At 65.1% G+C, this 17,087-nt stretch carries 12 protein-coding genes; 7 read left to right on the top strand and 5 right to left on the bottom strand.

Features of this window, described 5'->3' with window-relative positions:
* Positions 1-459 precede the first annotated feature (459 nt).
* The 3 genes from ACWCRJ_RS28510 (at position 460) to ACWCRJ_RS28500 (ending at position 3,001) form a co-directional block, all read left to right on the top strand.
* Positions 460-933, top strand: coding sequence for a hypothetical protein (locus ACWCRJ_RS28510; RefSeq protein WP_450941998.1), 474 nt, complete (start codon positions 460-462; stop codon positions 931-933).
* An 86-nt stretch (positions 934-1,019) separates the two neighbouring features.
* Positions 1,020-1,748 (top strand): ATP-binding cassette domain-containing protein, encoded by a 729-nt coding sequence (locus ACWCRJ_RS28505; protein WP_450941997.1) that lies wholly within the window; start codon positions 1,020-1,022, stop codon positions 1,746-1,748.
* Positions 1,749-1,801: 53 nt separating this feature from the next.
* Entirely contained in the window at positions 1,802-3,001 is a 1,200-nt protein-coding gene (locus ACWCRJ_RS28500; RefSeq protein ID WP_450941996.1) for a hypothetical protein, read from the top strand.
* A 1,003-nt stretch (positions 3,002-4,004) separates the two neighbouring features.
* Here ACWCRJ_RS28500 and ACWCRJ_RS28495 read toward each other — a convergent pair.
* The 4 genes from ACWCRJ_RS28495 to ACWCRJ_RS28480 all read right to left on the bottom strand — a co-directional run bounded on the left by ACWCRJ_RS28495 (position 4,005) and on the right by ACWCRJ_RS28480 (position 9,518).
* The gene (locus tag ACWCRJ_RS28495) at positions 4,005-4,454 is read right to left on the bottom strand and encodes a hypothetical protein (protein WP_450941995.1); all 450 of its coding nucleotides are present in this window, start codon (positions 4,452-4,454) and stop codon (positions 4,005-4,007) included.
* Positions 4,455-4,630: 176 nt separating this feature from the next.
* On the bottom strand, positions 4,631-8,296 hold the full coding sequence (gene pglX, locus ACWCRJ_RS28490) for a BREX-2 system adenine-specific DNA-methyltransferase PglX (RefSeq protein ID WP_450941994.1): 3,666 nt from the start codon (positions 8,294-8,296) through the stop codon (positions 4,631-4,633).
* 134 nt (positions 8,297-8,430) lie between these two features.
* The gene (locus tag ACWCRJ_RS28485) at positions 8,431-8,646 is read right to left on the bottom strand and encodes a DUF397 domain-containing protein (protein WP_450941993.1); all 216 of its coding nucleotides are present in this window, start codon (positions 8,644-8,646) and stop codon (positions 8,431-8,433) included.
* Positions 8,643-9,518, bottom strand: coding sequence for a helix-turn-helix domain-containing protein (locus ACWCRJ_RS28480; RefSeq protein ID WP_450941992.1), 876 nt, complete (start codon positions 9,516-9,518; stop codon positions 8,643-8,645). Before ACWCRJ_RS28480 ends, ACWCRJ_RS28485 begins: the two co-directional genes overlap by 4 nt.
* Positions 9,519-9,672: 154 nt before the next feature.
* Here ACWCRJ_RS28480 and ACWCRJ_RS28475 point away from each other — a divergent pair, with 154 nt between their 5' ends.
* Positions 9,673-9,912 (top strand): hypothetical protein, encoded by a 240-nt coding sequence (locus ACWCRJ_RS28475; RefSeq protein WP_450941991.1) that lies wholly within the window; start codon positions 9,673-9,675, stop codon positions 9,910-9,912.
* Positions 9,909-10,235 (top strand): hypothetical protein, encoded by a 327-nt coding sequence (locus ACWCRJ_RS28470; protein WP_450941990.1) that lies wholly within the window; start codon positions 9,909-9,911, stop codon positions 10,233-10,235. Before ACWCRJ_RS28475 ends, ACWCRJ_RS28470 begins: the two co-directional genes overlap by 4 nt.
* 43 nt (positions 10,236-10,278) lie before the next feature.
* Here the strand turns inward: ACWCRJ_RS28470 and pglW are convergent, their stop codons facing one another.
* On the bottom strand, positions 10,279-14,952 hold the full coding sequence (gene pglW, locus ACWCRJ_RS28465) for a BREX system serine/threonine kinase PglW (protein WP_450941989.1): 4,674 nt from the start codon (positions 14,950-14,952) through the stop codon (positions 10,279-10,281).
* 245 nt (positions 14,953-15,197) lie between these two features.
* Between pglW and ACWCRJ_RS28460 the strand changes: the two genes are divergently transcribed.
* Together ACWCRJ_RS28460 and ACWCRJ_RS28455 are read left to right on the top strand one after the other, a co-directional pair.
* Positions 15,198-16,322, top strand: coding sequence for an AAA family ATPase (locus tag ACWCRJ_RS28460; protein WP_450941988.1), 1,125 nt, complete (start codon positions 15,198-15,200; stop codon positions 16,320-16,322).
* Positions 16,319-16,993 (top strand): DUF4276 family protein, encoded by a 675-nt coding sequence (locus ACWCRJ_RS28455; protein ID WP_450941987.1) that lies wholly within the window; start codon positions 16,319-16,321, stop codon positions 16,991-16,993. The genes ACWCRJ_RS28460 and ACWCRJ_RS28455 overlap by 4 nt, the downstream gene beginning before the upstream one ends.
* Positions 16,994-17,087: the final 94 nt, after the last annotated feature.

Here is a 17,087-nt window from a genome sequence, read left to right as displayed (position 1 = left end):
CCTCGTGTGTCCCGTTGTCCTGCTCTTCGACCGACTCGTCGCCCTGCTTGCACCCGGCGCGCCCCGGATCGCCCGCCGGTACGGGTCCCCGCCCGGCACGGGTCACCCGAACGCCCCAGCGTAACGTGCGCGCGGTAGGGGACGGCGGGGTTTGTCGGGGGCGGGCGGGTCCGATGGGACAAGGGACCACGACCGCATGACACCGACATCCCGCCCAATACCTCAAGAACCGCCGCAAATTTGATCACCTCGCCACGCGAAGCTCAAATGTTGCTCAGTGAAACTTCAACATCCCTAGTAAAGAGATCGCCAACCTCGCTAGTCTCCAACCATCAGCGGCGATTCGACCACACGTTCGACCATCGTGGTTGATTGCTACCGCCTGACGCATTTGGGGGAAGCTTGAACGGCAAGACTCGATCCATCAAGGCCAGACGTGTCGTCGCAACCGTTGCCATCGTGCTCGCAGCCGTAGGCGCCGTCCCCGGCGCAGCACATGCGATGAACAAGGTGCGCACCTGGAATTCGCAGAGCACCCCTCTGATCGTGAGCGACTACGGCAGCACCGGCAAGGCCTACGGAACCTGGAAGATCTACAACGGTTCCAACGGCACCCGGTCCCATGCCAGCGCGTACAGCAAGCTCAAGAACGCCGACGACCACGAGGTGTACATCGAGCTGAACACCCAGGTCAACGCCGGGTACTGCACCACGATCAGCAAGTACCTCACATGCACGCAGAAGTACTGGTCCCACGCCAGTGACGAGTCCAAGCACCACGCCAGCAGTTCGTACGTCTACAACCCTGCTTCAACGGGGGTCGCGGGCGACGCGGACTACGCACGGGGGCGGGTGAAGGCGTACTTGGACATCCCGCTGCGCTTCGACCCGGAAACGGACTGGTCGTACTCCGAGGGCGGCGACAGCTACTGATCTCTGCCAAGCAGAGCCGAACAAAGGGCCGCGTCGTCACCAGCGACGACGCGGCCCAGCCGTCCTCACCAGAGAGAGCGACACCAGTGAGTCACCACATCCTCAGGTGTGATGAGGTTACGAAGGACCACGGGGGCGATTTTCACCTGGGGCCGCTCTCCCTGGAGATCGGTAGCGGTGTCACCTGCCTCGTCGGCCCCAACGGGGCAGGTAAGTCCACCTTCTTCAGGCTGGCTGCAGGGTTGGAGAAACCGACCTCCGGCAAACTGACTCTGCAGAGTCAGGGAGCTTCCGCCGCAGGATCATTGGGTTATCTTCCGCAGGAACCGGAACTTCCCCGCAGTGCTACGTGCGAGGACTTTCTGCACTACGTGGCATGGGTGCATCGCGTCCCTGCCAAGGAGAGGGCCGCAGCGGTCGCAAAGGCACTCGAACTCACCAACCTCACGGAACGGCGGACTGTTCGAACACGAGCGCTCTCGGGAGGAATGGCAAGGCGACTCGGCATCGCTCAAGCCCTCATTCACGATCCCGGGATGATTCTTCTGGACGAGCCGACTGTCGGCTTGGATCCCCGCCAGCGGATTGCTCTGCGCGAAACGATCTGCAGGATCGCAGCAGGGCGTGTGGTCATCGTTTCAACGCACCTGGTGGAGGATATACGAGGCCTCGCCGAAAGGGTCATCGTACTCAACTCCGGCAGCGTCGTATTCGACGGCGACATTCCCACGCTGGAAGAGCGGGCGGAACCCGATGCTCCCGGCGATACAGAGCTTGAGCGCGCCATCGCCACGTTGATGGGAGACGCGGAGTGAGAAGAAACGCCGTCAGATACGCCACCAGGACTCTGGTTGGACCATGGATGGTCTTGCCCGCCCTTGTGCTGGAGACCCTCAATTTCTTCCAGCGAGGAATGCCTTGGCGCGGGGAGTCGCTCTGGACCATCGACTGGTTTGCGATCTCCTTGTTCATTCTCGGCCCTCTCGTCGCGGGCGCCGCCGCCGTCGACGCTGCGAATCTGACGCGCCCCGGTAACTTGCACCTGGTTCTCGCCGTGAGGGGATTCTACCGCCCCTACCTGCGCGCGTTCGCCTGGTGCGTCGGACCAGTTGCTGCCGTGCACCTGGTGGCTATCGGCGCCGGACTTGCCGTCGGCGGTTTCCCTGAGGCCACATCGTGGCTCTGGGTTCTGGTGGCCATAGTCGTCCAGATCCTCGCCTTCTGCTGGTTCGCCGCGATCGGTTCTGCTGTCGGCCGATTCACAAGCCCACTGGCCGCCGGAGCCGTGGCCGCTGTGGGTTCATTCACCCTGGTCTATCTCCTGGGAGAAGACGGTGAGACGGCTTTTGAACTTCTGGCTCTTGGTGGCGCGACCGTCTCGCGACTTGGTCTCGTCTATGCCCCTGGCTACTTGATCGCCCAACTGCTCACGTTCACGGCTACGGGAGTTGCGCTGCTCTTCGCGCCCTTCCGGGTACGCTCCGGCTTCCGAGCCCCCACACTTCTCGGCGCGTCGATGCTCGCGCTCACTCTCGCCGTGATTGTCGTCGGCCAGTACGCTCTTCCCGAGAAGCGGATCGAAGCAAATCCCCAGCCACCGACCCAGTGCACGGGAAGTCAGCCGGAAGTATGTATTTTTCCTGAGCACACGCGATTCGAGAGCCAGATTGTGGATCACGTCCAAAAGCTCTCCCAGGCCGCCAAGGAAAATGGCTACCCCATGCTGGTCCCGCGCCGCGTGGAGGAACTGAGCCGCACGTACCGTGTACAGAACCAAGGCGTGACAGGACTCGATATTCAATCGCATTCCTACCGTACGGGAATCATCGATATCAATGATGTCGCCATCGAGATGGTGCGCCCGTTGCATTGTGAGCAACTCTACACGGAAGAGCCCCCCGGTGAAAAATACTGGGAGCGCGAGAGCGAACTCTTTGCCACGCTATTGAGCCTCGCCGGCCTGAAACCCAGTGTGGAGGAATATCCATGGAAGGTGGACATCCTCACGCCCGGCCAAGTGGACTCCATTCTCCAGGACTACGCAACGTGCAACCTGGAGGGCGAATGAACCCTACCCTGCGCATTGTACACGCGTGGGCCGGGGTGCATTCCCTCAAACCATCCCTGATGCTTCTCGCAATCGGTGGGTCAATATCTCTATTCGGAGCTCGGACCACGATTGAGGGCCTGGGCTTCACGCTGTTCGAGACCCCGATTTCCTTGCTCCTCTTGGTGCCCACCATAGCCGGAATAGCCGTAGCCGTAGGTAGTGATAACGAGACACAACTACCACTTCCGGCACCCATACGACTTTTCGGCGCCCGCGTAGTCTGGCTCGTCGGATTGGCTCTGCTGGCAATCGCGACAGCGAGCATGGGGCAAGTGGTCGGGTCCGCACTCTCCTGGCAGGCCGGCGTGAGGAACACACTACTTCACACGTCTCTAGCCGTTCTGACGGCTACCATCGGATATGCCTCCATGTCCTGGCTGCTGCCTGTATTGCTGACCCTGGCGTGCATGCTATTTGGGTACCCTCCATCCGAGCCCGGATTCTATTGGTGGGCTGCGATCATGGAAAAGGAAGCCACTCTCAACCAGTGGATTTTCGTCATAGCTACCTTTTCCGCAAGCACGCTACTTTACGCGCTCTCCCCCCTCATTCATCCACACGTCGGGAAGCACTCAAATTCGAGCTCTTCACTCTAAGTAGTTCGGGAAGAGCGGCCGGTACCCTAGGCTCGACCTGACAAGTATTTGATGCCACACGCCAAGGCCAGGAGGAATGCGATGGAAACGATACTGTCCATTGTTGGGGCTTTCGTTCTCTTGAGCCTCGCCGGATTCGCCGCAAGTCTGTGCTTCAAGGCCGTGATGAGATGGAACTCTCGACGCAGAGGCTGATCAGACGCTTACTCTTCGCCACGCCGTCTGCACTTACCGTGCAACAAGAAGTGCGGGAACCTCTGCCTCACGCAGCCCTGGTCGCGCATGGCCAGGCTTGGCGTTGCACTGCCGAAGGAGAACAACGCGAAGCGCCCGTCCCCGGGGAGACGGGCTCTTGCGTAGCGTGCTCAGTCCTGGAGCTTCATACCCTTGGGGGAGGTGAGGCCCTTTTCGGGGTGAACGCGAAACGTCGCTGTCCAGACCGTGGGCGAGCAGGACGTGCCGTTGGGGTGCAGCTCCGTCAGCTTGGCCCGCGTGGTGTTCGCGACGACCGTGTCACCGCTCTTCGCTGAGGTGGCAGAGAGCCGTACCGGCACGGTGGACGCACCGATGTCGTCGGGGAGTTGGACCGCCAGCGTGGCGACCGGGTCGTCGGGGTTGCCCGATGTCCGCTCCTCGCAGGTACCGTCCACGCACAGCCGTATCCTCGCCGCATCCTGGCCGCCGAAGTCGGCCGGCCTCCACACGGCGGAGACCTGTGAGTCCGCGTCGGCCTCGGTGCACAGCGCGTCCTGGCCGAGGGACGAGCATCCGGTCAGGACCACCGCCAGAAGGGGTGTGAGAAGAGTGCGGCGCATGTCAGTACCTCGCTACGGTGCCGGGGAAGGCGCTGTTGCCCAGTCCGATGTCGGTGGAAGAAACGAGCGCGTTTCCCTGCGGGCGCGCTCCAGCTTCCGCCGGAGCGCGCCCGGCACTCAACTCATATCCTCTGCAGCAGAGTTAGACCTCGATACCGCTACGCAGGCTTCACCGCTCACGTCCTGGCCGTCTTGCCCGCCGCGCTCCTGGCCGCCCGCTTGGTGGCCTTCTTGGCCGGGCGCCAGGCCCGCAGCTCCTCCGTGGTCACGGCGAACATGTCCTCGTGCTGCCAGTCCGCCAGCGCCTCCTGGTAGACGCCGGCCTCGTCCGGGTGCCACTGCTCGACCCAGAACAGCAGCTCCTGGAGACCGGCCAGGTACGGGATGAAGTCCTCCCGCTCCCAGTTACCGGACTCCTCGCGCGCCGCGATGGTCTCGGTCAGTGCGACCGCCTGCTCCTCGTGGTCCCAGCCGCCCCAGCCGAGGACCTCGATCGCCGGGCTGAGGGTACGGCTGTAGGAGATGAACCTCTCCTTGGGCACGTCGAGCCCGCCGCGCTGGGCGGCGTAGGAGGCCTGGCGGAAGTCCTTCGTCACGTACTTGGGCGGTACGGGGGTCTGCTTACGGATCTCCAGCGCCTTCTCGAAGTCCTTGGCGGCCATCGCCTCGTCCTCCGCGCGCTGCTGACGCCAGATGTCCTCCCACACATACCGCTTGTTCGTGAGCGCGGGCTCCTGGTAGCGGAGCGCCGCGAGGAACGGCACGTGCTGGTCCTCCACCAGCTCCGGGACGATCTCGGTCAGCTCTTTGCCGGGCGCGTACAGCGCGGCCACGTCCATGAAGGCGGAGTCAGCGGCAAGATCGTCGACGAGCTCACGGATGGAGCGAGTCCTGGGCCGCTCCACCCCCCGGGAGTCGGTCTCGTACCAGAGCTCACGCCGCTCCATCCGCGCGAGCAGCCACTCCCTGAGCGCAGCCTCCTGCTGCTTGTCCCACCCGTCGGTCAGCCAGCGCCGCTTGTACTCCGGCCGCTCGATGAGCCCGATCACGGCGGAGCTGCGCATGGCGTCGAGGCGACGGCGGACGGTGTCCTTGTATTCCTCGGGCCAGTCGGCGTCGGTGGGGATTTCGCTGATCATCTTGGATTCGTGGCGACGGAACCATTCGGTCTTGGCTTCGCCCTTCTCCACCCGTTCCCCGAGGTCGATTTCGAAGGCACGCTGGCCGAGGGCCAGGCCGTTCGGGGGGAGGGAATCGTCGGGCGCGGTGAGGTCGTCGTACAGCCCGTAGATCCCGTAGACCTCCCAGTCGAGCTCCTCCTGAACGGCGATCATCCGGGCACGGATGCGGTGCCATTCCTTTTTGGCTTCGAGGAGGGTGCTTGCCGTGGGGGGCTTTTCGGGGTCGGCGGTGAGGGCGGTGGGGCTGTTGGCGGTCAGTTGCTGGGCGAGGGTGTCCAGTTCGGTGGCTCGGGTCAGGGGGTAGGTGGAGGGGAGGGGAAATTCTTGGACGTTGGTGGCGTTGAACTGGTAACTCCAGGACCAAGGCTGATCCGATTTCCCACCTCCGGCGCCTACGTTTCCCCCCTTCTTGTGACATACCTGCTTTAGCCAGAAACAGGCAACAGAGGAGTTCAATACTGCAAGAATTTCAAGATATTCCTCCTCGCCCACATCCGTTCGAAGTTTAATAACGGGCGCACTTTGCTTGAAAACCCTACCACCACGGTCAAGAACAAAATGGTTATGGCTCACAGCGTCCGAGGAAAAGGTGATCGAAAGATCAGTCCGATATCGATCTGCAACCCATCGATACCAACCCCACCACGGCGAATTATCTTCAGAAACTTGCTCCGATCTGAAGTTATCAGTAGCTCTCAAGATTTGCCGAGAAGGCCAGAGAAACCTCCCCCACCCTGCAGTTGAGTCAAATGGAACGGGATTCAAATCTTCACCGTATGGAACGATAGCGGAAAATTCCGGAACGCTACGCCAATCCCGAATAACTCCACCCACAACAAGAGACTTGACCAACTCGATGCTGCGCCGACGCAAGGCTGGGCCTGAACCAATGAAGGCATCATCACTGCCGGGAAAACTTGCAAACCCGATATCCCTCGATAGTCGAGAGCGAAGCCGCAAACGCCCTTCCCCAGTCACAGCCCTAGAAGCCTCCAAACCGCCGTCCGTGAGGATCCAGGGATGGGAGCCGAAATACTCTTCCCGGTCTAGATTATCCGCCGAAACCCAGCTCCCGACACTCCTCCCTGGTTCGTCAATCCTCCGTACAATATCCTGCCACACCAAGCCCTGCAAATCACCCTTCGGAGTTTTCGGCTCTCCTCTAATACCTCGAACTGCACGAATCGTCTTAGCGCCCAAACTGGATTTGCGATTACGTCCGATCACAATGATGGTCGGCGTTCCGTGACCAGTGATATGCGCCCCAGAGGTATCGATCACTTCGGTCATATCTACTGCACTTTTCAGATACCCTTCCACCAGCTTCTCGCCAAACTCACGCTTCATGAAAGAGTTGGCCGTAATTTGGCCCACATATCCGGCCCCCGCCCCATCAGAGGCACCCGTTTCACGGATCGCCAAATCGAAGAATCGACGCATAAACGGAACCGAGAGAACATACTTCCCATGACATACATCACTATAGAGGTCGCGGTACACATCACGTAGCGCAGGATCCTGCACAGCAATGTAGGGAGGATTTCCTACCACAACATGATAGCGGCCAGATTCAAGAATATCCAGATGTTCCGCCACATCTTCAGTTGCAAAGGAGAATTCAGACCCCACTTCCCCATCAAGATACTCTACACCGTTAACATCGAAAATCCTCTCCTGTTGCCCCTTCAGGAGCGCATCACCAGCAGCAACATGAAGAGGCCAACTGTACCTTTCCGCCTCTCTAAAGTTTTTCACATCTGCCGCTCGCAATGCCGCAATAACAAGCCTGAAACGAGCAATCGCCACAGCGAAAGGATTAATATCTACACCATGAACTGCATCCAGTGCCCCTACAACTCGATCATGCACGCTGCTACTCGGAGCCTTCTTCTCCCACACCTCCAAGATGCGCTGAAACGCTCCTAGAAGAAAGTGCCCTGACCCGCAGGTCGGATCGATCATCTTAACGACATCGTAGCCGAATTGATCGATCGCCTTATCCAGCGTCCGCTGAAGAATGAACTTCTCAACGAATTTAGGCGTCTGCAGCAGCGCATACTTATCCTTCGCCTCTTGAGAGAGGTCTTGATACAAGTCCCCCAGGAATCTCGTCCCCCACTCTGAATCGCTGAAATTGTGAATAATACTAGTTCCTGCGTCTCCCGCTTCCTCGTGACGGCGCCAGAATTCGATCAGCTTCTTGGCCCCCTCGTTAGAGAGGGGGATCTGGTACAGCGGGTTATGTTCGTCGAAGAGCAGCCGACCCGCCGGCGAGGAACTAATCTCGCGAAATGCCTCCCAGAGCCAATGGCGATGGGTGCGCGAAGCGTCCTTATTCATGAAATCGCTGTGCCGTTCCTGCGCATGCGTCTCCTGCGCTGCGGCCGGCCCTGCGATGTACGGGCCCTGCAAAAGAAAATTGTCCTCGCAGAAACGAACGAACACCGTACCCAGGACCCAAGCCACCGCCGCCTGTGTGACGCGCTCCTCAACCCACTGAGGAGCGGCAATCGAGGTGCGGCCTACCTTGAAGGCGTTACTGTGCTCAGACTGAAGGCGCTGCCTCACATCTGGAAGCCTGTCGACCTGCAGAAACAGGTCCTCTGTCACCTCGGTCACCTGCTTCTGCAGGTCCTTGAGCAGACGCGTGCTGTCAATCACTGAGCCCACCAACAGTTGAGTTGCTTGGTCACGGAAGGCGCCCGGCGGCGCACAGGCATCCATTGGACCACGCAGCAGCCCCGCCTCTCAGAAAAGTGACGGGGCTACTGCGGAGCGTGATCGAAGGGTCCGGCTCAGGACACGATGATCGAACCGTCTTTGACTGCCGACACGAAGGACGACCATCCTCCGACGGCGAAGACGATCGCCGGACCTTCGGGGCGCTTGCTGTCGCGCACAGGCATGACGCCGGGGAAGCCCTCGGCGATCTCGACGCAGTTCCCTCCCTCGCCGTTGGTGTATGACGACTTGCGCCACACCGCATTGCTCAGATCCAGTGCGCTGCTCATAGCTTCACGAAGTCCTCCGCCACCGACTCGATCAAGGCGAGGGACGCCTCCGGCGGCAGTGCGGCGGCCCTGGCCAGATCGTATGACGCGTGGTAGCGGTCCACCAATGCCGGTTCATCGATGAGTTGGCCGCTATGCGGTCCTTCTACGTAGGCGGCGGGTGGTGCGTCGTCAAAGTGCATGATGGAAACCACTCCCATCATGAAGGTGTGCGGCCCCGCAGCAAACGGATGCACCTGCACAACCACTCGCCGCGTCTGCGCAATCTGCGCGATCCTGGCAAGCTGCTCCCGCATCACGTCAGGGCCCCCAACCGGCACCCGCAGCGCAGCCTCGTGGACAATCTCCCAGAGCTTTGGCCCTGTTGGGTCATCAAGGATCTTCTGCCGCTCCATCCGGGCCCGGACGTAGCCCTCAACTTCCTCGTCCGAGGCGTAGGGGAGGGTCGCTCGCGTCAACGCCCGCGCATACCCCTCCGTCTGCAACAACCCCGGTACCAGCATCGGCGCGTACTCGCTGATCGTCTTCGCCAGTTGCTCCAGCTCCGCCGCGTCCGCGAAGTAGTCCGCGTGCTTGGACTTGCGGGCCAGGGTGCAGAGCCGTTGGAAGTGCTGACCTGTGCCGAAGACCTCGTCGAAGAGGCGGGACATGTCCGGCTGTGGCCGACGCGTCGCGGACTCGAACTGGCCGACATACGTGCCGGAGCAGAAGACCTTCTCGCCCAGCTGCTCCTGGGAGTAGCCGGCCGCTTCCCGCTCGCAGCGGAGTTCGTAGCCGTAGAAGGCCCTTGGTGATGCGTACGGGTCGGGGCCTTCGCCCTCGAACCGGCTCTGCTGCCTGTTCCTGTGGTCCTGCGTGGTCACGGCGGTCACGCCCCCTCATGCTGTCCGTACGCGTCGTGCCTTGGGAAACTCCGTCACCCGATCCGGCCCTTGAGCAGAGCCGGTCGGGGTCGTTCCCGCCCGCAATCCCGTTGTTTGCGTGCACCCTCTACTGAGCGTAGCGCCGCACCGTCACGCTGTGAGCATGAACCGTGACACTCGCCGCACAACCTCCCCCACCGACCCCCTCACCACCACGCTCGCCCTCACCCACGAACTGGCCGAGGCACTGCGCCACCACGGGATCACCTTCCCGTCGCTCACCCTGGACCTGGCCTCCTGCGCCGTGACCACCGCGGCCCGCCCGCTCATCGAGCTGGGCAGGGTGAACCTGGACACGGCCCGCCGACTGCTGGCCGTGCTGCGCGGCGCGGAGGAGGAGTGACCGGGCCGCTTCCCGGCGGCCCGACCAGCACCATGAACGGCACTCCGAGCGCGACTCGGGCCCACTCCACCCCGGATCTCGTCCCCGCCCTCACCATCGCGCCCCGCACCGTCGTCGTCGACGAGCGCACCGCCCGGGTCGGCGAGGTCATGAGCTGCGAAGGCCCTTACGTCCAGTTGCGTCCCCTCGGCGGCGGGCAGGAGTGGAACGCGGATCCGGCGCGGGTGCGGCCCGCCTCCGCCGAGGAGCGGCTGCGCGCGGGGGTCGCCGCGGCCAATGCCCGGAGCCGACGGGCTCCCGGCGGCCTCGCAGGCCCCGGCTGAGCCGCACCGGGGCACCGTACGAGCAACAAGAGTAAGACCCGGCCTACGCCGCCCGTGGCTTCCCGGGGTCGTTGATGACCCAGGCGTGGTTGAGCGGGATCCACTCCTCCCGGTCCTGCAACGGCACCGTGACCCCGTCGAGGCGCGGTGCCGCGGTCTCGTCCCGGAGTGGGCTGAGGAGCCAGAGGCCGCGCCCGTGGGGACCACCGCGGCGGGCGGCCTCGGCCAGGCGCTGGAGGACACCCACGCCTCCGTACCGGGCCATGACGAACGCGTCGTGCAGGAGTACGGGGCGCTGCCGGGCAGACGGTACGGCGGGCTCGGCGCCCCCGGTCGGACCGTACGCAGCACCAGCCGCACCAGCCGAACCGGCGGGGCCGCCCCCGTCCGCTCGATCCTGCCCCTCCAGCACCCCTCTGATCCTCTTCTCTACGTCCCCCCAGGCAGCAGCCGTGTACTCCCCGAACTTCAGCGCGTCCCGGGAGCCGGGCTCCGCGTTGTCCGCCTCCAGGATGGTTTCCCAGGTGGGCCGGGGCCGGGCCTCGACCAGACGGCGGAGGGAGGTGAGGAACAGGGCACTGACGTCGACGGGCTCCGCCTGCCATTCGTAGCGCGATTCGGTCAGGGTCCGTAGCGCGCGGCCCTGGTCGTCGTGGCGGACGGTGAGGAGCCGGAACCCCGGCTGCCCGGCGGCTTCCTTGAGCTGGGCGCGGGCACGAAGGCGGCCCCGCTGCTCGGCGGTCTCGGCGGTCCAGTGGTCGACGCGGGAGACCCTGGTGAGGCTGGCGTGGCGCTGGGTGACGGCCGAGGTGGGGTCGGCGCCGCCCGCGTCCCGCTTGGGGATGAAGCGGCCACGCGGATACTTCTTGCTCTTGTGCCATCTGAGCTCGAAGCCCGCCTGTCGCAGCAGCCTGCTGAGCGAGGTGTGATCCTCGGGGATGCGGGTGGACAGGTCGGGGAAGCGGGCGTGGACCCGGTCGCGGATCTGCTCGACCGTCAGCCCTTCCTGATCCTTGTCGGGCTGTCCGACGATCGGCAGGATCAGTCCGGCCTGGGTCAGCCGCAGCGCTCGTACGGGCTGGAGTGAGCGGGAGTAGATCTCCAGGCGGGCGTTGGCGGCGGCGTCCTGGGCGGCCGCTGCGGCCAGGGTGACCATGCGGGCCTCGTCCATGGACACGCGTGCCTCGGGCTGGCGGGCGTGGAAGGCGGCGTCCGCGGCGACGATCTGTTCGAGGACGGTGCCGGGGCCTGCGAGGGTGTCCCGGCCGGCCAGAGCGTCGGCGGCCTTGCCGAGACGGTCCGCGTAGTCGAGGAGGGCGGGCGCGGACGGGGTGTCGGGGGCGTCGGTGTCCTCGTCGACCTCCAGGGCGAGCAGCATGCGGTTGTCGCCGGTGTCTCCGTGGCGGCGGCCCCGGATACGGCGTGGCGTCTGCGCCCAGTCCACCTCGTACGCCGCTCGTACGGCGGCCATGCCGAGGGCGCGGCGCAGCGGTGGGTCGGCCTGCACGGTGCCTCGGCGGGCGACGAGGGCCTCGGCGAGTTCGGTGGCGGAGGCCACCCGGCCCATGGCCGTCAGTATGTCGACGACCTCGTCGCGCAGCGCGCGCAGTGCCTCCTCGCCCGCCCACTTCTTGCGTTGGGCACCGACGATCTGGGCGATGCGCCCTTCGGTGACCTGCTCGCTGGTGAGGGGTGCGACGGACTTGTTCAGCGGCCAGCTCGGCAGCTCGGGGGGCAGGTTGCCGGACTCGTCCGGCAGGCCGAGCAGCAGGCGGACCGTCTCGACCTCGGTGGCGTTGCGCCCTCGGGGGGACGGCTTCGGCACTAGGAGGGAGACGAGGGCGTCCAGGGAGATCCGGCGCAGCGGGCGGTCGTTGCCGGTCTCGGTCTGCTCGGCCTTGGCCTCGGCGATCTCGGCCGCGGAGTCGCCGCGCTCGGTGGGCGAGAGCGGTGAGGGCTGGCGCACGTCCAGGGCGAGTCGCCACTGCTTGATGCGGCGGTTGATCTCGTCGCGGGTGCGGGCGCCGAGGCCGGGGCGGTTGACCAGACGACGCGTGGAGTAGTCGAGCAGGTCGCCGACCGTGTTGAGCTGGAGGCCGTTGAGGAACGAGACGGCCCGCACGGACAGACCGGCGAAGAGGAGGAGCGTGTCGCGGGTGGCCTTCGCCGCGTCGTCGTTGCGGCGCGCCTCGTCGGCCACGGGGTCGACGGGGGGCAACTCGCCCGGGGGCAGAGCGGTGGCCGGGGTTCCCTCGTCCTCGGGGTGGCCGGTGGAGCGTGCCTGGACAGGCTGATCGGCCAGGGCGAAGACGCGCTGCCAGGCCCGCTGCATCTCCTTCAGGTCGGCGAACCGCTTGCGGTGGTCGCGGTGGAGGGCTCGCTGGAAGAAGTCGACGAGGCCGTCGCGCAGTGCCGAGTCGAATGCCTCGGCGGCGATCTTGGGGTAGGGCCATTCCTTGGGGTCCGTCTGGCGGGCGAGGACGGAGCCGTCGCCCCACTGCGGCAGTTCGCCCGAGGCCATCTCGTGCAGGGTGGCGGCCAGTGCGTACCACTCGGCCTGCGCGTCGTAGCGCCCCCGGGTGATGGTCTCGACGAAGGGGTCGAGGTAGCCCTCCGTGCCGGCCTTGACCAGGTCGACGTCGAGTCCGGCCAGGGAGAAGTCGAAGAGGACGAGCTGGCGGGTGCCGTTGGGCCGGACCCGGATGGCGATGTTGTCCGGCTTGAGGTCGCGGTGCCAGACGCCTTCGCCGTCGAGGAAGTCGACCGCGGCGAAGAGGTAGGTGGCGTAGGTCTCCAGCTGGTCGGTGAGGAGGGGGCCGCCCTCGCGGAGCTGGCGTGCGACCGTGCGGTCGCCCGCGTGGTCGAGGACGAGCACCGTGCGTGGACCGATACGGACGGGCTCGGGCACGGCCAGGTGGATGACTTTGGAGTCGTTGCGCAGCTTGGACAGTACGTCGGCCTCGCGGCGCAGGGCCGCGGCGTACTTGTCCGCGCGGGCGATCTTGAGAACCACCTGCGCGTTGTCGCGCTTCTGGTCCTCGGCGAGCAGAGCGCGCGCGGTGGAGCCCTGGCCCAGGCTGCGCCTGACGAGGTAGCGGCCGCCGACGACGTCGTCCGGAGCGGCGTCCAGCGGGTCGCCCTCCTCGACATGTGCCTCGGGCTGGAGGTCGGGTTCCGGCTGGGGCCGCAGTCCTCGCTCCACCACGTCGAGCCACTCCAGGAACTCGGCCGCCGTACGTGTACGGGCTTCGGGCCGGTAGGCCGTGGCGTCCTGGATGATCTGGTCGACGTCCTTGGTCAGGCCGTCGGTGACGGCCGAGGGGACGAGTCCGCCGCCCTGGTCGAGGCGGGCGCCGAGCTCCGCCTGGCTGTGCGCCGGTGGCTTGCCCGTGAAGATCAGGTAGCCGAGGACACCGAGACCGAAGACGTCGAGGGCGGTCGGGTCCGGGGACTTTGCGGTGACCTCGGGCGCGAGGTACGGGTCGGCGACCTCGGCGACGTACGCCGCGAGATTGTTGGACGGGACGATCTCCTGCCCGCTGGTCAGCGTGCCGCCCGAGCCGCCCGCCGCTCCCCTTGTCTGGGAGCGGCGCACCGCTGTCTGCCACTCTGCGATCTGCAGGACCGGGCGCAGCCACCGGTCGTCCTCGCCGCCGCCGCGCACGCGCGGACCCGGCAGCACGTGGACGGCGCGGGCGTGCAGAGCCCGGTGGTAGAGACGATGGCGGTGGGCGTACTGGACCGTTTCGGCGAGCTGCCTCAGCAGCCAGGCGCGTGCCTGGGCGTCGAGCCTGTCGCCGTATTGGAGGAGGTAGTCGTCGAGGCGGAGTGTGCGTGGGTCGTACTCGTACAGCAAGGCGGGGCCGGCGCTGTGGCCGTTCTCGTCGAAGTTCTCCAAGGCGACCAGGCCCGGGTGTTCCAGGCCCTCCAGGGCCAGCGCCTCGCGCTCGGCGGTGTGACTGATGGACTCCCGGGTCTGACGGTCCGCTCCGCGTTCCCGCAGATAGATGCGTACCCGTCGGGTCTTGCGCATCGAGTCGTGGTGACCGAGGTAGTCCGCCCAGTTGGGGCCGGTGTCGAAGGGGGCGCGGTCCAGGCGGTACGTGCCGACATGGAACTCGGCGTCGGATCTGCCGATTCCGACACTCTTCAGCAGTTTGCCCAGGTTTTTGGAGAGCTGGGGGTCGATGCCGGAGTGGAAGTCACGGACCGGGCGCTGGATCTCGCCCAGCACATCGGGCAGCCCACTGTGGCCGGCCTTTCCGACGACGGCCGCGAGGTCGTTCTGCGCGAGGCGGATACGCAGGGCGGGGTTGGTGAAGAAGACGAGTTCCTGGACATAGGGCGCGGGGCGGCGGATCCCCGCCTTCTCCATGGCGTCCTTCAGGAGCCCCTTGAGCTCCTTCGCTTTCTGGTTGGCGAGGTGCCGGGGGTTGCGGTGCACGCGCGTCCGATCACCGGGCAGCGTCTGCACCCAGCTCGCGCCTGAGGAGGTGAGCGTGCCCTGCCAGTTCTTCAGCTCGACGAGGAAGAGACCGGCGGGCGCGGCCACCAGGAGGTCGACCTCGCGGACATGGCCGCTGTGCGCGGTGAAGGTGAAGTTCGACCAGGCGCGGAAGGGCTCGCTGTCGGGCAGCAGCTCCTTGAGATACAGCAGTCCGCTGCGCTCGTGCTGGAACTGTGACTCGGTGATCGTGGTCCACCGGCTGTCTCGCATGACCGCGATCGCCCCTTTCTGCATCTCGTCTTTACGTATCTCGGCTGTCTGCATCTCGCCTCTGTCTCGATGTCTCGGCATCTCGACTCGGCGTCGTGGCTGCGTTTCAGCCGTCGTCCCAGCGTATCGGCCGGGTAGGACAGCACCTGCCCGGCCTGTGCCCCCTCAGCCTGGCCGCTTCCCAGCAACTGATCTGTTGGCCCTGCGCAGCCCCGTCGTGCGGTCGCTGGCCTAGGGTTGGCGCCATGCCGCCGTACAAGGTCTCCGAGGTGACCGTCGAAGGTTATGCCTCCATCCGCTCCGGCACTCTGGCGTTGGGTGACGGCGTGACCGTCCTGGTCGGCGCCAATGGGGCGGGCAAGAGCAATGTCGTCGGGGCACTGGAACTGCTGGGGCGGATGGCGGACGGTGATCTGGCGCTGGAGGTGGGACTGCGCGGGGGCGCCCAGGCCCTCCAGTACGCCGGGCCCAGGGCCGAGAAGGGTGTCCGGCTACGAGTCAGCGCGGCCCCCTACCGCTACGAGGCCCATCTCCTTCCGGCGTCCAGCGACACCTTCGTCTTCGCCGAGGAAAAGGGGCACTTCCACGAGTGGGGCAACGGCCGCCCGCTGGAGGAGAACTTCGGGCGTGGACACCGCGAGTCACTCCTGCGTGAGAAGGAGGAGGAGCAGCTATCGCGCCTGGCAGGGCCCGTGCGGGGGATCCTCGCGGGCTGCCGCGTCTTCCACTTCCAGGACACCAGCAGAGAGGCACCCGTCAAGCAACTGGGGTATGCCGCGGACAACGAGGCACTGCGGCCGGACGCGGGGAACCTCGCGGCCTTCCTGCTCCGGCTGCGAGACAGCAGATCCAACTCCTACCGCCGCATCGTGCGGGCCGTGAAGTCTGTCGCCCCTTTCTTCCGTGACTTCCTGCTGGCCGAGGAGCCGGGCGGCAAGGTCAGGCTCCGGTGGACGCAGGAGGGCGTGGACGCGGTCTTCCCCGCGGAGGCGCTCTCCGACGGCACTCTGCGGTACATCTGCCTGTGCGTGCTGCTGCTCCAGCCGGATCCTCCGGCTCTGCTCACTCTGGACGAGCCAGAACTCGGTCTCCATCCCTACGCGATCGTCCAGTTGGCGGACATGCTGCGCTCGGTCGCGGTACGGAGTCAGGTCGTCATCGCGACCCAGTCCGTGACGCTTCTCAACCAGTTCTCGCTCGATGAGATCGTGGTGGTGGAGCGGGAGGACGGCTCGACCGTACTCAAGCGCCCGGACCCCGAGGCGCTCCGCGGTTGGCTTGAGGACTACTCACTGGGCGAGCTCTGGGAGAAGAACGTGCTGGGAGGGCGACCGACGCCCGAGCATCCGCTGCAGGACCGCCTGGGATGATCATCGTGGGGGTGCTGTGCGAGGGGCAGACCGAGGAGAACATGGTCAGGGAGTTTCTCGATCCTGAGCTGCGCGCCTACGGCATCAGTCTGGTTCCCACCATCCTTCAGACCAAGACCTCGGCCGGTGGCCCATCCGGTCGGGGTGGTGTCAGCAAGTGGTCGAAGATCGAGAAGGATCTCCAGAACCTCCTGGCCAGTACGCCGCACTGGGCTGCCGTGACCACCCTTCTCGACTACTACGGGCTTCCTCAGGGTGCCCCCGGCATGGCGAACCGCCCGATGAACCTGCCGCCCCGACAGCGCGTGGAGCACGTCGAGCAGCGCATGGCCGAATGCCTCGACCACCCGCGCTTCCTTCCCTACCTCGTCCTGCACGAGACCGAGACATGGGTCTTCGCGGCGGCCGAGCAATTGGGTGACCTGCTTGAGGAGAAGGGCTTGGCCGGCGAACTGAAACGTCTGGCCGATTCGAAGGGCGGGCCGGAGGGCGTCAACGACAGTCCAGACACGGCGCCTTCGAAACGTCTGCTCCGGCTCCATCCCGAGTACAACAAGACCCAGGACGGGCCCGAAGCCGTGGCGTACCTCGGTCTGGAAGGCTTACGCCAGGCATGTCCTCATTTCAATGGTTGGATCGACAAACTGCTGGGCCTCACCAACGCGGACTAAGCAGTGAGCGAGTCCCCTCTGCTGACGGACAGCTCCTCGCGGCCTGGCGCCGACCTGCGAGGGTTGACCGACCGCAGGGGCATGGCCAATGATC

Source organism: Streptomyces sp. NPDC002324 (assembly GCF_053593335.1).
The sequence above is the reverse complement of the archived record's forward strand: the minus strand, read 5'-3'. Positions and strand labels throughout refer to the sequence as shown.

Bases quoted from the DNA above. Each gene is read 5' to 3' on its own strand.
- ACWCRJ_RS28495 (WP_450941995.1), bottom strand. From the start codon at position 4,454: ATGCGCCGCACTCTTCTCACACCCCTTCTGGCGGTGGTCCTGACCGGA.
- ACWCRJ_RS28485 (WP_450941993.1), bottom strand. From the start codon at position 8,646: ATGAGCAGCGCACTGGATCTGAGCAATGCGGTGTGGCGCAAGTCGTCA.
- ACWCRJ_RS28475 (WP_450941991.1), top strand. From the start codon at position 9,673: ATGAACCGTGACACTCGCCGCACAACCTCCCCCACCGACCCCCTCACC.
- pglW (WP_450941989.1), bottom strand. From the start codon at position 14,952: ATGCGAGACAGCCGGTGGACCACGATCACCGAGTCACAGTTCCAGCAC.
- ACWCRJ_RS28460 (WP_450941988.1), top strand. From the start codon at position 15,198: ATGCCGCCGTACAAGGTCTCCGAGGTGACCGTCGAAGGTTATGCCTCC.
- ACWCRJ_RS28455 (WP_450941987.1), top strand. From the start codon at position 16,319: ATGATCATCGTGGGGGTGCTGTGCGAGGGGCAGACCGAGGAGAACATG.